The organism is Campylobacter lari subsp. lari (assembly GCF_013372185.1).
GTDB lineage: Bacteria > Campylobacterota > Campylobacteria > Campylobacterales > Campylobacteraceae > Campylobacter_D > Campylobacter_D lari.
In genome coordinates this window covers 1,325,440-1,344,203 of the sequence record NZ_CP053830.1, presented here as the reverse complement: position 1 = coordinate 1,344,203, position 18,764 = coordinate 1,325,440, and the positions used below count along the sequence as shown (strand labels likewise).

Sequence of the window (18,764 nt, the reverse complement as noted above, 5' to 3'; positions counted from 1 at the left end):
CCTTATCGACATTTTAGCTGTTTAAATACTTTATAGCTTTGAAATTGGGGTGGCAATGCCACTTCAAATGAAAAGTCTTTGTATGTATTGCCTGGAAGATACTTAACAATGTTTATATTATAAGATACATCTCTTTGTTCTTGATTTGCTCTTTTTATACTATCAAAATTTTGTTGATTAAAGATTTCACCGCTTACCTCATGTTTTTTATTATCATCAATTATCCTAAGCTCTAAAAAGCATTCAGAAATTTTAAAATTAGTATCATTAGTTACTCTACCTTTCACAATAATACTTTCTGTTGCTAAGCGTCTGTAGGTTGAAAAATTACTCAAACTTGCTTTTTTGGTGTATTGATCTATAGTTAATAGTAATGAAATAGTTAAAATTAATGCCAGTATGAAACTCACTGCGCAAAAAATAATCATATATTTTTTATTTTGAACTTTTAAGTAAAGCAAAACCCAAGTTAAACCTGTAGAAGCTAACATAATAACAATGATTAAAATATGAAAAATTGTAAAATATCCCATTAAAAACACTTTGAACTAATTTCAATGTCAAAATTTTGACCTTCTTTAAAATCGGAAAATTTGGTTTTTAAATTAATAGTTTGTTGTGGATTTATTGTTTTTTCTATCATGGTTGATTTACTTCTTAGAGGTTTTATGGTATGTATTAAATTTTTAAAAGTACTATTATCATCACTTTTCTTAAAGACTTCTACTTTTAGTTTGCAGTATCTAAAACTTTTTTTAGAAGTATTTGTCAGACTATAATCAACACTGAGTGAGTTATCATATACAAAAAATTGAGCATTATCTAAGCTGGTTATTCTTGATCTAACCTTAGTATCAATTAAAAAATATCCTAAATAAGCAATGCCTGCTGAGCATAAAATTCCTAAAAAAATAACCATAAAAGCAAAAGCAGGCTTGTTTCTGATGATTAAAGCTAAAAATAAAGTGATAACGAAAAAAAATACAACCAAGGCCATTAATAAAAAATCTACTAAGTGCAAATGAGTAGTATAAAAAATCATTTGCTCTCGAATGTGTTGGGCATTCATTATCACTTCTTTAGTTTTTAATTTGCTACCGAGCTTGTTCTTTTACTATCTTTGCTATCAACCCAAATATTTGGCACAGCTCCACCAGGTGTTAAGAAAATTTTGGCATCTTTGTTAACCTTAAGTGCTTCGTTAAACTGCTTTTGAGTTTCGATTTGTTTTAAATCAAGCAAAGGATTATTTAAACTTTTTGCTATCTCTCTATTTGAATACGCTTGTGCATCAGCTTCTATTTTAACTGCACTTGCCCTACCTTTTGCGCTTATTATAGTTGCATTTGCTTCCCCTTCAGCTAAAGCTGCTTTTTTAAGTGCTTCTTGATTAGCTCTTTCTACTTCGTATTTGGTTCTTTCAGCCTCTTGTTTAGCAATCTGAACTCTTTCAATTTGCTCTTTTACTTTTATAGGTAAAATGATCTCTCTAAGTTGAACTGCTTGCAATTCTGCTGGTTCATTTGGTTGGCTTTCTATGGTTTTTCTAATGCCTTGATCAATTTGCACTGCTATAGTATTACGATTTGTTGGAAGCTCTTCTGCTGTGTATTGACCTACTACATTTCTTACTACATCTCTTACCACTGGATCAATGATTTTATTTTCCCAATTAAGCCCCCAAGTAGCAATGGTTTGTGGCACTTGTAAAGGATTTAGTCTATATTGAACGGTTACATCAATAGATACAGGCAAACCTCTTGAATCAAGCACAGAGATACTGTTTTTATTAACCACACCTGAGCCTATTTGTAAATTTTCATTTACACCTTCAATGGAAGCATAATTAATTTGTCTTACTCTAGTATCTACAATGGTGATTTTTTGTAAAATTGGCATAAAAAAATGAAGTCCTGGTTCAAGCGGAGTAGGGCTGTATTTACCCGTGGTAGACTTGATCCCCATTTCCCCTGAATTAACTATTGCAAAAGGTTTAAAAAGTGCAAAAACTAAAATAATTGCAATTGCACTATAAATTAATGGAGAAAATTTTCCAAAACCTTTGAAATTAAATTCTGGAGCTTTGAAATTTAAATTTTGCTTATTGTTGTTTTGATTGTTTTTTTTATTAAAATAATCATTCAAATCAGCTGGCATTTAGTTCCTTTGTTAAATATAAGTTAGCATAGAAGCGTATTTTTCATTGCGTCCATAAACTATATCAAAATACGCATTTTGAAGCTTTGTCGTTAGCTCACCTCTTTTTCCATTTCCTATAATTCTTGCATCAATATTATTTATTGGGGTTATTTCTGCTGCAGTTCCTGTGAAAAATGCTTCATCGGCCACATAAACTTCATCTCTTGAAATTCTTTGGCGCACTACGCTTATACCCAAATCATGTGCAATTTTTAAAACAGTATCTTGAGTGATACTTTTTAATGAAAAATCATTTGGTGGAGTGATTAATTTCCCATCTTTAACCATAAAAAAGCACTCACCTGTTCCTTCTGCTACAAAACCTTCCTCATCTAGCATTAAAGCTTCTTCATATCCTGCTTCTATAGCTTCATATTTAGCCATTTGAGAATTCAAGTAATTTGCACTTGCTTTGGCTTTACCTAGGCTAGATTTTACGCTGTTTCTAGCAAAAGAAGAAATTTTAACCTTAATACCTTTTTCCAAGCCTTCTTCGCCCAAATAAGCACCCCATTCCCAAGCAGCAATAGCTACTCTAACAGGAGCTTTAGCATGATAAACTCCCATAGTTCCATCACCTAAAAAGATCAATGGGCGCAAATAAGTGTTATTTTGAAAATCATTTGCCCTTAAAAGCTCAACTTGTGCGTTTTCAAGTTCTTCTTGAGAAAAAGGCGAGTTGATTAAAGTGATTTTTGCAGACTCTAAAAGTCTTTTGGTATGTTCTTTTAATCTAAAAATTGCTAAACCATTTTGTGTTTTATAAGCTCTCGTTCCTTCAAAAACCGCATTTGCATAATGTAATGAATGTGTTAAAACATGGATTTTTGCATCATCAAAATCAATGATTTTTCCATCCATCCAAATTTTTTTTGCCCTAATCATAACTAAGCCTTTATCGAAAATAAAACTAATTTTATCAAAAATATACTAATAATTGCTAGAATATAGTAAAATTCTTTATTTAAAGCAAGGAAAAACAATGCCTATTATTAATATCAAACTCGCTAAACCAGAATTTAGCAAAGCACAAAAAGAAGAGCTAGTAGCAGATATTACAGAGCTTTTGTATACAAAATATAATAAACCAAAGCAAAATATAGTGATCATGTTAGAAGATATTGAGCCATATAATATTGCTTTTGGTGGTGAAAGTGTAGAAAAATTAAGAATGAAAGGTAATAAATGAAAGAATTGCAAATTGGCGATGAAGCTCCTATTTTTGAACTTTTAAATCAAGATGATGTTAAAATTTCATTAAAAGATTTTTTTGGAAAAAAAATTATTTTATATTTTTATCCAAAGGATAATACTCCAGGTTGTACTTTAGAAGCTTGTGATTTTACTAAATTTTATGATGATTTTTTAAATAAGAATGCAGTCATTATAGGAATTAGTCCAGATAGTGTTAAATCTCATGTAAATTTTATACAAAAACATAATTTAAAGCATATTTTATTAAGTGATGAAAATAAAGAAATTTGCAAGCTTTATGGAGCATGGGGTTTAAAGAAAAATTATGGTAAAGAATATGAGGGTTTGATAAGATCTACTTTTGTAATAGATGAAAATGGCAAAATAGAAAAAATTTATAAAAATGTAAAAACAAAAGATCATGCTTTTAAGGTGTTGCAAGAATTATGTTAGTTCATATTTGTTGTAGTGTTGATAGTCATTATTTTATACAAGAATTAGCCAAAGCTTACCCTGATGAAAAAATTATTGGATATTTTTATGATCCAAATATTCATCCTTATAGCGAGCATGAGCTTAGATTTTTAGATGTTAAGCGAAGTTGTGATAAATTAGGTATTAAGCTTTATAAGGGTGAATACGAATATGAAAAATGGCTAAATTCGGTGCGTGGATATGAAAATGAGCCTGAAAAAGGCGCAAGATGTCAAATTTGTTTTGATTTTAGAATGCAAAAAAGTGTGGAATTTGCTAAAAAAATAGGCGAAAAAAAATTAACAACCACGCTTTTAACTTCTCCTAAAAAAGATCTAGAACAATTAAAAAATGCCTTACAAAAAGAATGCGATAAATTTGATATAGAATTTTTAGCTCCTGATTTTAGAAAAAATGGCGGCACGCAAAGACAATTTGCTTTGGCAAAAGAAAGTATGCTTTATCATCAAAATTATTGTGGATGTATTTATGCACTTTCTAAACAAAAAGGTCAAAAAGCCTTTATAGATGAGTTGATGAGTCCTATTAATAAACAAATACTCCCAGCAAGCATAGAAGAAAAAATCACATTTTATGAAAGAGTTAAAAATTTAGAAAAAAAAGAAGTTAAATTTAAAATTCAAAGAGAAAAATTTTTAAACTATCGTTTGTTAAGTGCTTTAATAAAACAAGATAAAAAGCCCATAAAAGCTTATATTTTATTTTATTCTCATTTTAAAAATGCTTATACTAAATTTAGTATAAATGAAGAGAATTTATCTCATTATGAAAGCGTGAAAGATGAGATAAATTTATGGAGTTTTGAGTATTTTAATAGCTTATGTAAAATGCGATTTAAAAATTTTGAAGATTTTTTGCAAAATCCTTTGAAAATAGAGCAAGAAATCAAAATAAGGCAAAAGCATTTTGGCGCTTATGATCTTTCACCGGTGATTATTGTAGAAAATATTATTAAAGGTGCTTATGAATTTATGGCAAAAAGTGAAATTTATTTTGATAGCAAAGAAAAGATTGTGAAGTTATAAAACTTAATTAATTTATTAATATTTTTTTTGTAAAATCTGAATTTTGAATATATTTTAAGGCTAAATTTATGATTGATGTGATGCAAATTCAAAAAATTTTACCACATAGGTATCCATTTTTACTTGTAGATAAAATCGTAGAATTAAAGACAAAACAAATAGTTAAAGGCTATAAAAATATAAGTATTAGTGATCATGTTTTTATGGGGCATTTTCCTGATCATCCAATTTATCCAGGTGTTTTAATTTTAGAAGGTATGGCTCAAACTGGTGGAGTTTTAGCTTTTGAAAGTATGGATGATAAAGTTGATCCAAGCTCTAAAGTGGTATATTTTACAGGGATTGATAATGCTAAATTTAGAAATCCAGTGCGTCCTGGTGATAGGCTTGATTATGAAATGAGTGTTGTAAAAAATCGTGGGAATTTGTGGATATTTGAAGGTAAAGCTTTTGTTGATGGACAATTAGTTGCAGAAGCTGAACTTAAAGCTATGATAGTGGATAAATAATGAGTAAAATTCATCCAAGTGCTGTAGTAGAAGATGGGGCTATAATAGGTGATGAAGTAATCATAGAAGCTTATTCTTTTGTAGGAGCTAATGCAAAAATTGGAAATAATGTTGTAATAAAACAAGGCGCAAGAATCTTACCAAATGTTAAAATAGGCGATGATTCTAAAATTTTTTCTTATGCTATAGTTGGAGATATACCTCAAGATATATCATATAAAGATGAAATAAACTCAGGTGTAATAATAGGAAAAAATGCAACTATAAGAGAATTTGTAACTATAAATTCAGGCACAGCAAAGGGTGATGGCTATACTAGAATAGGCGATAATGCTTTTATAATGGCTTATTCTCATATTGCTCATGATTGTATTTTAGGAAATAATATAATATTAGCAAATAATGCTACTTTAGCAGGACATGTAGAACTTGGTGATTATACCGTTGTTGGCGGGCTTACGCCTATTCATCAATTTGTTAAAGTGGGTGAGGGCTGTATGATAGCTGGAGCTTCGGCTTTATCCCAAGATATAGTGCCATTTTGTTTAGCTGAGGGAAACCGCGCTAGTATTAGAAGTTTAAATTTAGTTGGGCTTAGAAGACGGTTTGATAAAGAAGAAATAGACATTTTAAGCAAGACTTTTAAAATTTTATTTAAACAAGGAAATTTAAAAGATAATGCTTTAAATTTATTAGAAAGTACTTCTAGTGAAAATGTCAAAAAAATGTGTAATTTTATATTAGAAACAAAAAGAGGAATTCCTATTTATAAGGAAAAAAATCATGGTTAAAAGATGTAGTTTTTGTAATGAAATAGAAACAAGCGATAGAAGAATTTTGGTAAATGATTACAACAATGCCTTTATATGTGAATATTGTGCAGAAAGTGCGTGTAATATATTTTTTGGTGAAGAAAAAGAATTAAAACATCAAGAAATTGATCATGAAAATTTTAAAGATATCACTCCAAAAGAATTAAAAGCGTATTTAGATAAATATGTAATAGGTCAAGATAGAGCTAAAAAAATATTTAGCGTGGGCGTTTATAATCATTACAAAAGACTTTTTAGATCAAATTTAGAAGATGATGATACAGAATTAGCAAAATCAAATATTTTATTAGTTGGCCCAACAGGAAGTGGTAAGACTTTACTTGCTCAAACTTTAGCGAGATTTTTAGATGTGCCAATTGCAATTTGTGATGCAACTTCTTTAACAGAAGCTGGATATGTAGGTGAAGATGTTGAAAATATTTTAACCCGTCTTTTGCAAGCTGCAGATGGAGATGTACAAAGAGCGCAAAAAGGTATAATTTTTATAGATGAGATAGATAAAATCGCAAGAATGGGCGAAAATCGCTCCATCACAAGAGATGTAAGTGGTGAGGGAGTTCAGCAAGCTTTACTTAAAATTATCGAAGGATCTTTAGTAAATATCCCACCAAAAGGTGGTAGAAAGCATCCAAATCAAGACTTTATACAAATAGATACTACTAATATTTTATTTGTTTGCGGTGGTGCTTTTGATGGAATAAGCGATATCATCAAAAGAAAGCTAGGTGATAATGTCATGGGCTTTTTTAGTGATGATAAAAAAAGTGAAAAAGAGGCTTTGTTGCAAAAGTTAGAGCCTGATGATTTAGTTCATTTTGGACTTATTCCTGAGCTTATAGGAAGATTACATGTTTTAGCTTCTTTAGAAGAGCTTGATGAAGAAAGTATGGTGCGTATTTTAACAGAACCAAAAAATGCCATTATTAAGCAATATCAAAAATTATTTGCTATAGATAATGTAGAATTAAAATTTGAAGATGATGCCTTAAGGGAAATAGCAAAATTATCGCTAGAGAGAAAAACTGGAGCAAGAGGCTTAAGAAGTATAATAGAAGAAATGATGGTGGATTTAATGTTTGATTTACCTGAATATAACGGTTATAGTATAGTTATAACAAAAGAAGTTATTAAAGAGGGTGCAAAACCTTTGTTTATCAAAAATAAAAAAGTTAAGGGAAAAGAATGATTTTAGATCAAATAATTGGATTTTTTTCAAGTGATATGGGGATTGACCTAGGAACTGCTAATACTTTAGTTTTAGTTAAAGACAAAGGTATAGTTATTGATGAGCCTTCTGTTGTTGCTGTTGAGCGTGAAAGATATGGTAGAGTTAAAATTTTAGCAGTTGGAAAAGAAGCTAAGGAAATGGTTGGTAAAACCCCAGGAAATATCGAAGCAATACGCCCTATGAAAGATGGAGTTATAGCTGATTTTGATATGACTGAAAAAATGATACGTTATTTTATAGAAAAAACCCATAGAAGAAAATCATTTTTAAGACCTAGAATAATAATTTCAGTCCCTTATGGCTTAACCCAAGTTGAAAGAAAAGCAGTTAGAGAAAGTGCATTAAGCGCAGGCGCAAGGGAAGTATTTTTGATAGAAGAGCCAATGGCAGCAGCAATTGGTGCAAATTTACCAATTAGAGAACCTCAAGGAAGCTTAGTAGTTGATATAGGTGGGGGAACTACTGAAATTGGAGTTACTTCACTAGGTGGGCTTGTGATTTCAAAATCAATCCGTACAGCAGGTGATAAACTTGATACAAGTATAGTAAATTATGTGAAAGAAAAATACAATCTTGTTATAGGTGAAAGAACTGGCGAGGAAATTAAAATCGCTATAGGATCAGCAGTCCAACTTCCAAAAGAACTTTCTATGGTGGTTAAGGGGCGTGATCAAGTAACAGGCTTGTTAAATAGAATAGAACTAACAAGTGAAGATGTAAGAGAAGCTATGCGTGAGCATTTAAAAGAAATAGCTGATGCTTTAAAAATAGTTCTTGAGATGATGCCACCTGATCTTGCTGCAGATATCGTTGAAAATGGTGTTGTTTTAACAGGTGGTGGAGCTTTAATACGCGGGCTTGATAAATATTTATCTGAAATTGTAAAACTTCCAGTATATGTAGCTGATGAGCCACTTTTGGCTGTTGCAAAAGGTACAGGTAAAGCTTTAGAAGAAATTTCATTATTACACCAGCTAACGAATGAAGAGTAAAATTCTTAGCGTTTTAATATTATCTTTTTTAGTATTTATTTCGTTTTATTATGGAGATATAATAAAACGAAATGTTTTAGATTTAAATATTGCTATTGTTAATCAATTTTCTCAAAGTATTGATCTTTTAAAAAACAAATTCAACGAACATTTTAATCAAGCTGAAGAAATTAGAACTTTAAGAGAAAGAAATGCTGAGCTTGAAAAAAATAATATCTACATGAGAAACTTTGCTAATGAATTAAATAATATTTTAAGCGATAAAAACTCAAGTTTTTATTATCCTAATGTGAGTTTAGTTAAGGCAACTTCTTATGCTCAAATTAGCGATTATCACAAGGTTTGGCTTGATGTTGATTATAAAGGAAAAATCAAAGGTTTGATTTATAATGGTTATACAGCAGGCATAGTCATAGAAAAAAATGGTAGAGCTTTGGGTCTTTTGCAAGGTGATGAAGAATGCATTTTTTCTGTTTATATAGGTAAAAATCAAGCACCAGGTATAGCTCATGGAAGAAATGATTATATTTTAGTTAAGTATATCCCTAAATGGATTGAGCTTAAAATGGGTGATAAGGTTTATACAAGTGGCTTGGATGAGATTTTCTTTTCAGGAATTCCAGTGGGAGAAATTTTTAAAATAGAAGAAGAAGGTGCTTATCAAAATGCTTATGTTAAGCCATATGTAAAAATGAAAGTACCAAGTTATTTTTATATGGTAGAAAACTAATTTTTACTTATTTGTATAATTTCAACTTCTAAAAAACTTATATTTGTTATAATTTAGCTAAAAATTCAGCTTAGGAAAATATATGCCAAAAAGAACAGATATAGAAAATATATTATTAATAGGCAGTGGGCCTATCGTTATAGGTCAAGCTTGTGAGTTTGATTACTCAGGGACTCAAGCAGCAAAAACCTTAAAAGAGTTAGGGTATAGAGTAGTTTTAATCAATTCCAATCCAGCTACGATTATGACAGATCCTGAATTTGCTGATGCAACTTATATAGAACCAATTACTAAAGAAAGTATTTTAAGCATTATAAAAAAAGAAAAAATTGATGCGATTTTGCCTACTATGGGTGGTCAAGTAGCGCTTAATGTTGCTATGGAAGTTTATGAAAGCGGTGAGCTTGGCGATGTGAAATTTTTAGGAGCAAATCCGCAAGCTATCAAAAAAGGCGAAGATAGACAAGTTTTTAAAGAAAGCATGAAAAAAATTGGCATGGACTTGCCAAAATCTATGTATGCGTATAATTATGAAGAAGCCTTAAAAGCAGTTGAAGAAATTGGTTTTCCTTTGATGATAAGAGCTTCTTTTACTTTAGGTGGTGCAGGAAGTGGTGTAGTTTATAATATGGATGAATTTGCAGAGCTTGCAAATACTGCTTTAGCGCTAAGTCCAATCCATGAAATTTTAATAGAAGAAAGTTTGCTTGGTTGGAAAGAATATGAGATGGAAGTTATCAGAGATAAAAATGATAATTGCATTATAGTTTGTTCTATTGAAAATGTTGATCCTATGGGGGTTCATACGGGCGATTCTATCACTATAGCTCCAGCTTTAACTTTGACTGATAAAGAATATCAAGCTATGCGTAATGCATCTTTTGCTATTTTAAGAGAAATTGGAGTAGATACAGGTGGATCAAATGTGCAATTTGCTATAAATCCAACTAATGGTAGAATGATAGTTATTGAAATGAATCCTAGAGTTTCAAGATCTTCAGCTCTTGCAAGCAAGGCAACAGGCTATCCTATAGCAAAAATAGCTACACTTTTAGCAGTTGGTTTTAGTTTAGACGAAATTAAAAATGATATCACAGGAACTCCAGCTTCATTTGAACCAGTAATTGATTATATAGTTACTAAAATTCCTCGTTTTACTTTTGAAAAATTCCCAAATGCAAGTACTGAGCTTGGTACATCTATGAAGAGTGTGGGCGAGGTTATGGCTATAGGAAGAACCTTTAAAGAAAGTATTCAAAAAGCACTTTGCTCACTTGAGAGAAATTTAAGTGGGTTTGATATTATAGAGTGTGATAAAAATGAGCTTTTAACAAAAATCCGCCAAGCTAATGAAAAACGCTTGCTTTATATAGCACAAGCTTTTAGAGAAGGTTTTAGCACGCAAGAACTTTTTGAGCTTTGTAAAATAGATCCTTGGTTTTTAAATCAAATCAAAGAAATAGTGGAATTTGAAAATCAAATAGATATGGATATTTTAAGCAATAAACAACTATTAAGAAAAGCTAAAACCTTAGGTTTTTCGGACAAAAAAATCGCTAGCTTGATTAATCAAAAAGATAATCTTGAGCTAAGCCAAAATGATATTTATTATGCAAGAATTAAACACAAAATCATCGCTCAATATAGTGAAGTAGATACTTGTGCAGGCGAATTTGAGGCACTAACTCCGTATTTATACTCAAGTATTAATACAAATGAAGCTACGCAAGTAAAAGAAAGTAAAGATAAAAAAGATAAAAAAGTGATGATTATAGGTGGTGGACCAAACCGTATAGGACAAGGCATTGAGTTTGATTATGCTTGTGTGCATGCTTCTTTTGCTCTAAAAGATATGGGCGTAAAAACTATAATGTATAATTGTAACCCAGAAACGGTTTCAACAGATTATGATACGAGTGATATTTTGTATTTTGAGCCAATTGATTTTGAGCATTTAAGAGCGGTTATTGATAGAGAAAAACCAGATGGAGTGATAGTTCATTTTGGTGGTCAAACTCCGCTTAAATTTGCAAAACGCCTTAGTGCTTTTGGGGCAAAAATCATAGGAACAAGTGCAAGAGTTATTGATTTAGCTGAAGATAGAAAGAAATTTGCTAAATTTATTGAAGATCTAGGTATAAATCAACCAAAAAATGGCACAGCCATAAGTGTAGAAGAGGCTATTATAAAAGCAAATGAGATAGGTTATCCTGTGCTTGTTAGGCCAAGCTATGTTTTGGGTGGTCGAGCAATGCGTGTAGTGCATGATGAGAGTGAGCTTAGGCTTTATATGCAAGAAGCAGTAGATGTAAGTGATAAATCTCCTGTATTAATTGATCAATTTTTAGATAATGCAACCGAGCTTGATGTGGATGCAATAAGTGATGGAAAAGATGTATATGTAGCAGGTATTATGGAGCATATTGAAGAAGCAGGAATTCATTCAGGTGATAGTGCTTGTTCTTTACCTGCTATAAATATAGATGAAACTATGCTTGAAATGATTGAGCAAAAAACAAAAGATATTGCTTTAAATTTAGGCGTAGTAGGACTTTTAAATATACAATTTGCTATACATGATAATAAGCTTTATATGATAGAGGTAAATCCAAGAGCAAGTAGAACCGTGCCTTTTGTAAGTAAAGCTACAGGAATTCCTTTAGCAAAGGTTGCAACGCGTGTGATGTGGCAAGGAAATTTAAGAGAAAGTTTGAAATTTTATGATATTTTCAAAGTAGTAGAAGAAAAAAATGGAATTTTAAGAGCTAAAAAACCAAAACACATTAGCGTAAAATCAGTGGTATTTCCTTTTGCAAAACTTAGCGGAAGTGATCTTGAGCTTGGGCCTGAGATGCGTTCAACTGGTGAAGTTATGGGTATTAGCAAAGATTTTGAAAACTCATATGCAAAAAGTCAGCTTGCATCATCAAATTTCTTACCAGAAAGTGGAAATGTGTTTTTATCATTAAGAGAGCAAGATAAAAAATATGCAGTAGATTTAGCTAGTGAGTATATTAAACTAGGATTTAAAATCATAGCTACAAGTGGAACTTTTAAGATTTTACAAGAAGCAGGTTTGGGGTGTGAGTTTGTACATAAAATCTCAGAAGGACGCCCAAATGTAGAGGATAAGTTAAAAAATTCTCAAATTCAACTTGCTATTAATACAAGTGATGAGCATAGTTTTAAAGGCGATACTAAAAAAATCAGAGCAAATATTTTACGCTTTAAAACTCCATATTTTACAAATTTAAGAGCAGCGTATGCAGGCGCAAAAGCAATTAAAGCTATACAAAATAAAACTTGCCTTGAAGTAAAGAGCTTACAAGAATACTTAAAGGCATGATTTATCTAGCTCAAACTGATACAACTGCAGGGTTTTTAAGCAAAGATTTAAAAGCCCTTAATGCTTTAAAAAAAAGACCTCTAGACCAAGCTTGTTTGGTTACTACGGCTAAATTGAGTGAGTTAACAAAACTCACTAGAGTGCCAAATCACTTTAAAAATACTGTAAGAAAATCTAAAAAAACTACTTTTTTGTATCCTAATTCTAAAGCAATACGTGTTGTGAAAGATTGTAGCCATGCAAATTTTTTAAAAAATTTTGACTGGCTTTATTCTACTTCTGCAAACGAACATGGAAAAAGCTTTAATTATCAATGGGCTATCAGCAATGCAGATGTAAAAGTAGATGAGTTTTTTTTTGAAAGTAGTGCCTCAAAAATTTTTAAAATTAGAGGCACCAAAAAGATTAAATTGCGTTAGTTTAATTTTTTAAAGGCCAAAAAACTTTTGGTTCTTCACCGATTTTTGCTTCTCCGTGGTACATTCCAAGTTTATCTTTAGTCCAAGCATAGCCGACTTTTCCATTTTTATCTATGGAGATGATCCCACCTGTTCCACCAAGTTTTGCTATTTGCTTGATGGTTTCCTCAACTGCTTCTTGTATGGAAAGTTTTTTGTATTTGTATAAAGCCGCAACTTCATGGGCTGCAGCTACTCTTATATAAATATCGCCTGTTCCTGTGCAAGAAATCGCAACCGAATCGTTATTTGCATAGTTGCCAGCTCCTATAATAGGGGAATCTCCAATGCGTCCTGTCATTTTATTTGTAGTTCCACCTGTGCTTGTGCCTGCTGCTAGGTTACCGTTTTTATCTAAAGCTATCGCGCCAACTGTACCTAAATACGGTTCAGTGTTTATGCCAAGGTGTGCTTTAGCTTTGTCGCTATCAAGCAACACTTCTTTGCTTTTTTTTGCTTCTTGGAGTTGTTTGTATCTGTGCTCTGTAAAGAAGTATTTTTGTCCTACTATTTCTAAACCGTGCTTTTTGGCTAACTTATCAGCTCCTTCTCCGGCTATTAAAGTATGGGGTGTTTTTTCCATGACAAGTTTTGCTGCCTCGATAGGATTTTTAATGGTTCTAGCCATTGCGATAGCACCGGCTTTTAAATTTTTTCCATTCATTAAAGATGCATCAAGCTCATTAAATCCATCAGCAGTAAAAACTGCACCTTTTCCAGCATTAAATTCAGGGCTATCTTCCATTACTTTAATAGCAGCTATAACTGCATCAACAGAGTTTCCACCTTTTTCAAGTATGCTTTGACCTGCTTTTAAAGATTCTTTCATTACCTTTTCTCTTTTGTTAAATTCTTCTTTTGTGAGTCCTAGGCCACTAGTTCCACCATGAATTACTATAATAGGTTTAAAATCTTTTGCATAAATATTAACACATGAAAAAAATACCAAGCTAATTAGCATTAATAGTACTTTTTTGTCATATGTAAAAAAAATCATATTATCTCCTTATATTAAAACTGTCTATTATATTAAATATAAATTAATTTATATAATAAAATGTGAAAATTTAAAACAAAATATTTATATTTTTTCTATTTTATTAATATAAATCAAGAAATTTTTAATAATTACATTACAATGTTTATCAATTATTACATTTATGGAGGTTTTTTAATGTTTAAAACGATTATCGCAAGAAGAATTTCTATGCTTACAGCTTTGATTTTGTGTATAGGCTTTGGGATTTTTGTAGGGATAAATTATCATTCTTCTAAAAGAGATATTTTACAAAGCATTACTCACGGAAAACAAGAAAGTGTGAAAAATGGTAAAAGTTTCATCGAACTTTATTTTAATTCAAGAAAAGAAAACATAGATAAAATAGCAAAAGCTATTGTTGCTAGTAAAGATGTTGGAGAGGAAGGTCTTGCCAAGTTTTTAGAGCATGTTTTTACCTTGTATTCTTTTACGGCTATTTATGTAGGTTATGAAAAAGATGGAAGCTTGATTGATGTAGATATGAACTCTAAAGGTAAATATTTTATTTTAAATCAAGAAAAAGATGGTTTTGATGCTAGAACAAGAGCGTGGTATAAACTTACAAAAGATACCAAAATGATAAACATCTCTGATCCTTTTTTAGATGTAGTTACAAAAAAGATGGTCGTTTCGATCACTGCACCTCTTGAAATAGATGGAAAATTTGTAGGAGTGTTGGCAGGAGAGGTTTTTCTTGATGATATGCGTAAAGCTTTTGAGGGGTTAAAAATAACTCCAAGCAATAGTGTTTTTTTAATCAATAATAATGGAAATTTGATCGCTCATTCTTTGGGGTATATTGATTTAAATAAAGAAACAGAAATGGCAGATGCGATTAAATCTTTTGTAAAAGAAGTTAAAGCAGCACCTAACACACCAACTGATTTAATAAAATACACCTTAAAAGGTGATCAACGCGTTGCGGTGTGTTTAAATACAGCCAATGAAATGATGTTGTGTTCTGCGAATTCTTTAAAAGACTATGATGATGTTTTTGATAAATTGCTTGTTACGCAGATTATTTTTGGAGTGATATTTGTGATCGTTATTATTGCTATTTTGGGTGGTATGATAGATCATTTTCTAAAAAAAATCATCATTATACAAAATACATTAAAAAGCTTTTTTGATAGTCTAAATTATAAAAAGAAAATGGATTTGATGGAAATTAGTCTCAAGGGTAATGATGAATTTTCAGTTATAGCGCGTGAAATCAGTCAAAGCATTGTAAACACTCAAAACAACTTGCATAAAGATCAAGAGGCAGTTGCTGAAAGTGTGCAAAAAGTAAAAGAAATAGAACGTGGCAATTTATCTGCAAGAATTGATAAAAATCCTATCAATCCTCAACTTGTAGAGTTAAAAAATATTTTAAATGATATGCTTGATGTTTTAGAAGAGAAAATAGGATCAAATATCAATGAGCTTGATCGAGTGCTTGATAGCTATAAGGCGTTAGATTTTTCTACACATGTTCAAAACGCAAAAGGTAATGTAGAGGTTACTACTAATGTACTGGGCGAAGAGATTAAAAAAATGCTTGTTTCATCTTCTACGTTTGCAAAAGAACTAACTTTACAAAGTGTAAAATTAGAAGAATCAATGCAAAAACTAGTAGATGGGACACACTCTCAGTCACAGTCGCTTGAAAAATCCATTCACGCGGTAGATCAGATCAACATTTCTATGCAAAATGTAGGCGATAAAACCAAAGAGGTTGCAACACAAGCAGATAATATCAAAGAAATTGTTAATGTGATTAAAGATATAGCAGATCAAACTAATTTGCTTGCTTTAAATGCTGCTATTGAAGCTGCGCGTGCGGGTGAGCATGGACGAGGTTTTGCGGTAGTAGCTGATGAGGTACGTCATTTAGCTGAAAAAACTGAAAAAAGTTTAGGAGAGATTGAAGCTAATGTAAATATTTTGGTGCAAAGTGTGAATGATGTATCTAGTTCAATGCAAGAACAAACTCAAAGTATTACACAGATTAATGATGCAATTGTCAATTTAGAAAGTGTGACAAAAGAAAATGTAGAAATTGCAAATTTCACAAATGAAGCTACCAAAGCAGTTGGAAACATCTCTCAATCTATACTCAAAGAGGTTGAAAGTAAAAAAATTTAACTCCAAAGAGCTTATGTTTTGTAATTTTAGTTATAATTTGCAGTTTTGAAAAAAGGTAGATTATGATAGAACGAACAAAAATAAGCTCTAATTTTGGTTGGTTTATGGTGATTTTGGGTGGTTTGGTTGAGTGCTTTTGGGTAAGTGGTTTAAAGTATTCTAGTGAAATTTGGCATTATGCTTTAACAGCCATAGGGGTTTGTATATCTTTTACATGTTTTTTAAAAGCTTGTGAAAGACTTGAGGTGAGTATTGCTTATAGTGTTTTTGTAGGTATTGGTACAGTTGGAGTGGTGCTTAATGAGATGTTTGTTTTCAATGAGCCAATTTCCATTACAAAACTTGCTTTAATAGCTATTTTACTTTTAAGTATCATAGGCCTTAAAATCATTAGCAAGGAAGCTAAATAATGGAATGGTTCTTTTTATTTTTAGCGACTGCTTTTGAAATTTTTGGTGTGATTATCATGAAGCAACTTGTAAGCACTAAAAACAAACTTTATCTTTTGGCTTTGATAGTGTGTTTTGCTTTTTCATTTGGATTTTTAAGCCTTAGTATGCAAAGTATTGCTATGAGTGTGGCTTATTCTATATGGACAGGAGCTGGAACTGCAGGTGGGGTTATCATCGGAGTGCTTTTTTATAAAGAAAGCAAAAGCTTTTTAAAACTTTTTCTAATAACTCTTATCATAGCTTGCACAGTGGGTTTAAAAATACTTTCATAGGTTTAAAATGAAAATATACATTAGTGGTATAGACACAGATGTTGGCAAAACTTATCTAAGTGCTAGACTTTGTAAGGAATTAGGCTTTAATTATTTTAAGCTTATTCAAGCAGGTGTGCCAAAAGATAGTGAGGCAATAGCTCAATTTAGCCCAAAAACTAAGATTTTTAAAGAAGGTGTGTTTTTGCAAACTCCTGCTTCACCGCATAAAGCAAGAATTTTAGAAAATTTAAACTATAAAGCCTTTGATATACAAATTCCACAAAGTGATAAACTCATCATCGAGTTAGCTGGTGGGCTTTTTTCTCCAATTGATGATGAAAAAACTATGATTGATTATATGAGTGCGTTTAAACACCCTACTATTTTAGTCGCAAAAGATTATCTAGGAAGTATCAATCACACGCTTTTAAGCATAGAAGCGCTAAAACAAAAAGATATTAAAATTCTCTCCTTAATCTTAAAAAGCCAAGATAATTTTAGCAAGGATTTTATAAGCAAATATGCAAAAATTCCTATCATAGAATTTGATGATAAAGTGTGTGAAAAACTTTCAAAAATCCTTAAAAATCTCTCTTAAAGACTGCACTACATAAGTAATCTCATCTTCATTTATAACATATGGTGGCATAAAATAAATCGTATTTCCAAGTGGTCTTAAAAGCAAGCCTTTTTCTAAGGCTCTTTGAAAGACTTCAAGTCCTGCTCTTTTGTATTTGCTTTTTTGTATATCAAATGCACTTACCATACCTAAATTTCTAAAATTTCCTAAAAATTCAAATTCTTTTAAATTATCCCATTGTGTTTTTGTAAAAGCACTTTTGATTTTATTTTTTGCGATGATATTTTCATTTTCAAAAATATCCAAAGTCGCATTAGCCGCTGTGCAAGCTAGGGTATTGCCCGTGTAAGAGTGAGAGTGCAAAAAGGCTTTTTGGTTTTCATAGCTATCATAAAATTTCTCATAAATTTCATTTTTAGTAAGCACTACTGAAAGGGGTAAATACCCACCCGTGATAGCTTTAGAAAGACATATATAATCAATACTTTGTGAGCAATAATCTAGCGCAAACATCTCCCCTGTGCGCCCAAAGCCTGTAGCTATTTCATCAAATATCACTTGCACATTATAATCTTTAGCTAATTTTATAGCTTCATTTAAATATCCAAGCTCATATATATGCATATTTCCAGCACATTGAATTAAAGGCTCAAGTATAAAAGCACAAATTTCATGATGATGATTTTTTAAAATATTTTCTAAAATTTCAAGTTCGTTTTGATAATCTTTGCTAGTTGGCACAGGTGTAATGATATTTTTTAAAAGTAAAGGTTCGTAAGTTTTTTTATATAAGCTTACATCACCTATGCTTAATGCTCCTAAAGTTTCTCCATGATAAGAATTGCTAAGTGATAAGAATTTATCTTTTTTATTGCCGCAATTTAAGTGATATTGAAAGCTCATTTTTAAAGCTACTTCTATGGCCGAGCTACCATTATCTGCATAAAAGCATTTATCAAAAGGCAAAAGTTCGCAAAGCCTTTGTGATAATTTTATTATAGGTTCGTGTGAAAAACCAGCAAGTAAAACATGCTCTAAATTGTTAAGTTGTTCTTTTAATTTTTCATTTATATAATCATTGCAATGGCCAAAGATGTTTACCCACCAAGAACTGATACAATCAATATAAGCTTTATCATCAAAATCGTATAAATACACACCTTTAGCTTTTTTTATAGGAATTAATGGTAAAAACTCATGATCGCTCATTTGCGTGCAAGGATGCCAAATGTGTTTTAAGTCTAGTTCTTTTAAATTCATAAAAACTCTTTTTAAAAATATTTTGGCACAATAATACTAAAAT

The 18,764-nt window shown here is 31.1% G+C and carries 19 protein-coding genes and 2 pseudogenes; 15 read left to right on the top strand and 6 right to left on the bottom strand.

Translation table 11 applies throughout. From position 1 onward, the window contains the following. Nucleotides 1-2: 2 nt before the first annotated feature. From CLLT_RS07040 to ilvE, 4 genes are read right to left on the bottom strand one after another with little or no spacing between them, the layout of a single operon-like run. A complete protein-coding gene (locus tag CLLT_RS07040; protein WP_074692377.1) occupies nt 3-533 on the bottom strand; it encodes a DUF2393 family protein in 531 nt (176 codons plus the stop codon). Next, the gene (locus CLLT_RS07035) at nt 533-1,069 is read right to left on the bottom strand and encodes a DUF2393 family protein (RefSeq protein ID WP_070255341.1); all 537 of its coding nucleotides are present in this window, start codon (nt 1,067-1,069) and stop codon (nt 533-535) included. Before CLLT_RS07035 ends, CLLT_RS07040 begins: the two co-directional genes overlap by 1 nt. A gap of 17 nt (nt 1,070-1,086) precedes the next feature. After that, the gene (locus tag CLLT_RS07030; RefSeq protein ID WP_012662103.1) at nt 1,087-2,157 is read right to left on the bottom strand and encodes a prohibitin family protein; all 1,071 of its coding nucleotides are present in this window, start codon (nt 2,155-2,157) and stop codon (nt 1,087-1,089) included. Nucleotides 2,158-2,169: 12 nt separating this feature from the next. Next, entirely contained in the window at nt 2,170-3,084 is a 915-nt protein-coding gene (gene ilvE / locus CLLT_RS07025; RefSeq protein ID WP_012662102.1) for a branched-chain-amino-acid transaminase, read from the bottom strand. A gap of 97 nt (nt 3,085-3,181) precedes the next feature. Here ilvE and CLLT_RS07020 point away from each other — a divergent pair, with 97 nt between their 5' ends. The 10 genes from CLLT_RS07020 (at nt 3,182) to CLLT_RS06975 (ending at nt 12,970) form a co-directional block, all read left to right on the top strand. Beyond that, on the top strand, nt 3,182-3,388 hold the full coding sequence (locus CLLT_RS07020; protein ID WP_012662101.1) for a tautomerase family protein: 207 nt from the start codon (nt 3,182-3,184) through the stop codon (nt 3,386-3,388). Beyond that, on the top strand, nt 3,385-3,846 hold the full coding sequence (bcp, locus tag CLLT_RS07015) for a thioredoxin-dependent thiol peroxidase (protein ID WP_012662100.1): 462 nt from the start codon (nt 3,385-3,387) through the stop codon (nt 3,844-3,846). The genes CLLT_RS07020 and bcp overlap by 4 nt, the downstream gene beginning before the upstream one ends. Further along, nucleotides 3,840-4,913, top strand: a complete 1,074-nt coding sequence (locus tag CLLT_RS07010) for an epoxyqueuosine reductase QueH (protein WP_074692378.1) — start codon at nt 3,840-3,842, stop codon at nt 4,911-4,913. Before bcp ends, CLLT_RS07010 begins: the two co-directional genes overlap by 7 nt. 68 nt (nt 4,914-4,981) lie before the next feature. Beyond that, nucleotides 4,982-5,422 (top strand): 3-hydroxyacyl-ACP dehydratase FabZ, encoded by a 441-nt coding sequence (gene fabZ, locus CLLT_RS07005; RefSeq protein WP_012662098.1) that lies wholly within the window; start codon nt 4,982-4,984, stop codon nt 5,420-5,422. Then, the gene (gene lpxA, locus CLLT_RS07000) at nt 5,422-6,213 is read left to right on the top strand and encodes an acyl-ACP--UDP-N-acetylglucosamine O-acyltransferase (RefSeq protein WP_012662097.1); all 792 of its coding nucleotides are present in this window, start codon (nt 5,422-5,424) and stop codon (nt 6,211-6,213) included. Before fabZ ends, lpxA begins: the two co-directional genes overlap by 1 nt. Next, on the top strand, nt 6,206-7,441 hold the full coding sequence (gene clpX, locus CLLT_RS06995; RefSeq protein ID WP_012662096.1) for an ATP-dependent Clp protease ATP-binding subunit ClpX: 1,236 nt from the start codon (nt 6,206-6,208) through the stop codon (nt 7,439-7,441). The genes lpxA and clpX overlap by 8 nt, the downstream gene beginning before the upstream one ends. Beyond that, nucleotides 7,438-8,475, top strand: coding sequence for a rod shape-determining protein (locus CLLT_RS06990; RefSeq protein ID WP_012662095.1), 1,038 nt, complete (start codon nt 7,438-7,440; stop codon nt 8,473-8,475). Before clpX ends, CLLT_RS06990 begins: the two co-directional genes overlap by 4 nt. After that, nucleotides 8,465-9,205, top strand: coding sequence for a rod shape-determining protein MreC (gene mreC, locus CLLT_RS06985; protein WP_074692380.1), 741 nt, complete (start codon nt 8,465-8,467; stop codon nt 9,203-9,205). The genes CLLT_RS06990 and mreC overlap by 11 nt, the downstream gene beginning before the upstream one ends. Nucleotides 9,206-9,287: 82 nt before the next feature. Next, on the top strand, nt 9,288-12,551 hold the full coding sequence (carB, locus tag CLLT_RS06980; protein ID WP_074692383.1) for a carbamoyl-phosphate synthase large subunit: 3,264 nt from the start codon (nt 9,288-9,290) through the stop codon (nt 12,549-12,551). Next, on the top strand, nt 12,548-12,970 hold the full coding sequence (locus CLLT_RS06975; protein ID WP_074692384.1) for a Sua5 YciO YrdC YwlC family protein: 423 nt from the start codon (nt 12,548-12,550) through the stop codon (nt 12,968-12,970). Before carB ends, CLLT_RS06975 begins: the two co-directional genes overlap by 4 nt. A 1-nt stretch (nt 12,971) precedes the next feature. Here the strand turns inward: CLLT_RS06975 and CLLT_RS06970 are convergent, their stop codons facing one another. Continuing rightward, nucleotides 12,972-14,006 (bottom strand): isoaspartyl peptidase/L-asparaginase family protein, encoded by a 1,035-nt coding sequence (locus tag CLLT_RS06970; protein WP_081352014.1) that lies wholly within the window; start codon nt 14,004-14,006, stop codon nt 12,972-12,974. A 141-nt stretch (nt 14,007-14,147) separates the two neighbouring features. On the opposite strand from CLLT_RS06970, the pseudogene CLLT_RS08085 reads away from it, so the two are divergent. The 5 genes and pseudogenes from CLLT_RS08085 to bioD all read left to right on the top strand — a co-directional run. Beyond that, nucleotides 14,148-14,957, top strand: a pseudogene (locus CLLT_RS08085) (cache domain-containing protein); the annotation flags it as partial. A gap of 816 nt (nt 14,958-15,773) precedes the next feature. After that, nucleotides 15,774-16,175 (top strand): annotated as a pseudogene (locus CLLT_RS08080) (methyl-accepting chemotaxis protein); the annotation flags it as partial. A gap of 62 nt (nt 16,176-16,237) precedes the next feature. Further along, nucleotides 16,238-16,585, top strand: a complete 348-nt coding sequence (locus CLLT_RS06960; protein WP_074692388.1) for a DMT family transporter — start codon at nt 16,238-16,240, stop codon at nt 16,583-16,585. Next, nucleotides 16,585-16,899, top strand: a complete 315-nt coding sequence (locus tag CLLT_RS06955) for a DMT family transporter (RefSeq protein ID WP_012662089.1) — start codon at nt 16,585-16,587, stop codon at nt 16,897-16,899. The genes CLLT_RS06960 and CLLT_RS06955 overlap by 1 nt, the downstream gene beginning before the upstream one ends. Before the next feature lie 7 nt (nt 16,900-16,906). Further along, complete coding sequence (gene bioD / locus CLLT_RS06950; RefSeq protein WP_074692389.1) at nt 16,907-17,479, top strand: dethiobiotin synthase; 573 nt, start codon at nt 16,907-16,909, stop codon at nt 17,477-17,479. Here bioD and CLLT_RS06945 read toward each other — a convergent pair. Further along, nucleotides 17,453-18,721, bottom strand: coding sequence for an adenosylmethionine--8-amino-7-oxononanoate transaminase (locus CLLT_RS06945; protein ID WP_074692391.1), 1,269 nt, complete (start codon nt 18,719-18,721; stop codon nt 17,453-17,455). The two genes, bioD and CLLT_RS06945, sit on opposite strands and share 27 nt — an antisense overlap. Nucleotides 18,722-18,764: the final 43 nt, after the last annotated feature.

Coding starts and splice junctions, on each gene's coding strand:
- clpX (WP_012662096.1), top strand. CDS start 6,206: ATGGTTAAAAGATGTAGTTTTTGTAATGAAATAGAAACAAGCGATAGA.
- ilvE (WP_012662102.1), bottom strand. CDS start 3,084: ATGATTAGGGCAAAAAAAATTTGGATGGATGGAAAAATCATTGATTTT.
- CLLT_RS06955 (WP_012662089.1), top strand. CDS start 16,585: ATGGAATGGTTCTTTTTATTTTTAGCGACTGCTTTTGAAATTTTTGGT.
- CLLT_RS06945 (WP_074692391.1), bottom strand. CDS start 18,721: ATGAATTTAAAAGAACTAGACTTAAAACACATTTGGCATCCTTGCACG.
- CLLT_RS06990 (WP_012662095.1), top strand. CDS start 7,438: ATGATTTTAGATCAAATAATTGGATTTTTTTCAAGTGATATGGGGATT.
- fabZ (WP_012662098.1), top strand. CDS start 4,982: ATGATTGATGTGATGCAAATTCAAAAAATTTTACCACATAGGTATCCA.
- CLLT_RS06975 (WP_074692384.1), top strand. CDS start 12,548: ATGATTTATCTAGCTCAAACTGATACAACTGCAGGGTTTTTAAGCAAA.
- CLLT_RS07030 (WP_012662103.1), bottom strand. CDS start 2,157: ATGCCAGCTGATTTGAATGATTATTTTAATAAAAAAAACAATCAAAAC.
- CLLT_RS06960 (WP_074692388.1), top strand. CDS start 16,238: ATGATAGAACGAACAAAAATAAGCTCTAATTTTGGTTGGTTTATGGTG.
- mreC (WP_074692380.1), top strand. CDS start 8,465: ATGAAGAGTAAAATTCTTAGCGTTTTAATATTATCTTTTTTAGTATTT.
- CLLT_RS07035 (WP_070255341.1), bottom strand. CDS start 1,069: ATGAATGCCCAACACATTCGAGAGCAAATGATTTTTTATACTACTCAT.
- CLLT_RS07020 (WP_012662101.1), top strand. CDS start 3,182: ATGCCTATTATTAATATCAAACTCGCTAAACCAGAATTTAGCAAAGCA.
- CLLT_RS06970 (WP_081352014.1), bottom strand. CDS start 14,006: ATGATTTTTTTTACATATGACAAAAAAGTACTATTAATGCTAATTAGC.
- CLLT_RS07040 (WP_074692377.1), bottom strand. CDS start 533: ATGGGATATTTTACAATTTTTCATATTTTAATCATTGTTATTATGTTA.
- carB (WP_074692383.1), top strand. CDS start 9,288: ATGCCAAAAAGAACAGATATAGAAAATATATTATTAATAGGCAGTGGG.
- bioD (WP_074692389.1), top strand. CDS start 16,907: ATGAAAATATACATTAGTGGTATAGACACAGATGTTGGCAAAACTTAT.
- CLLT_RS07010 (WP_074692378.1), top strand. CDS start 3,840: ATGTTAGTTCATATTTGTTGTAGTGTTGATAGTCATTATTTTATACAA.
- lpxA (WP_012662097.1), top strand. CDS start 5,422: ATGAGTAAAATTCATCCAAGTGCTGTAGTAGAAGATGGGGCTATAATA.
- bcp (WP_012662100.1), top strand. CDS start 3,385: ATGAAAGAATTGCAAATTGGCGATGAAGCTCCTATTTTTGAACTTTTA.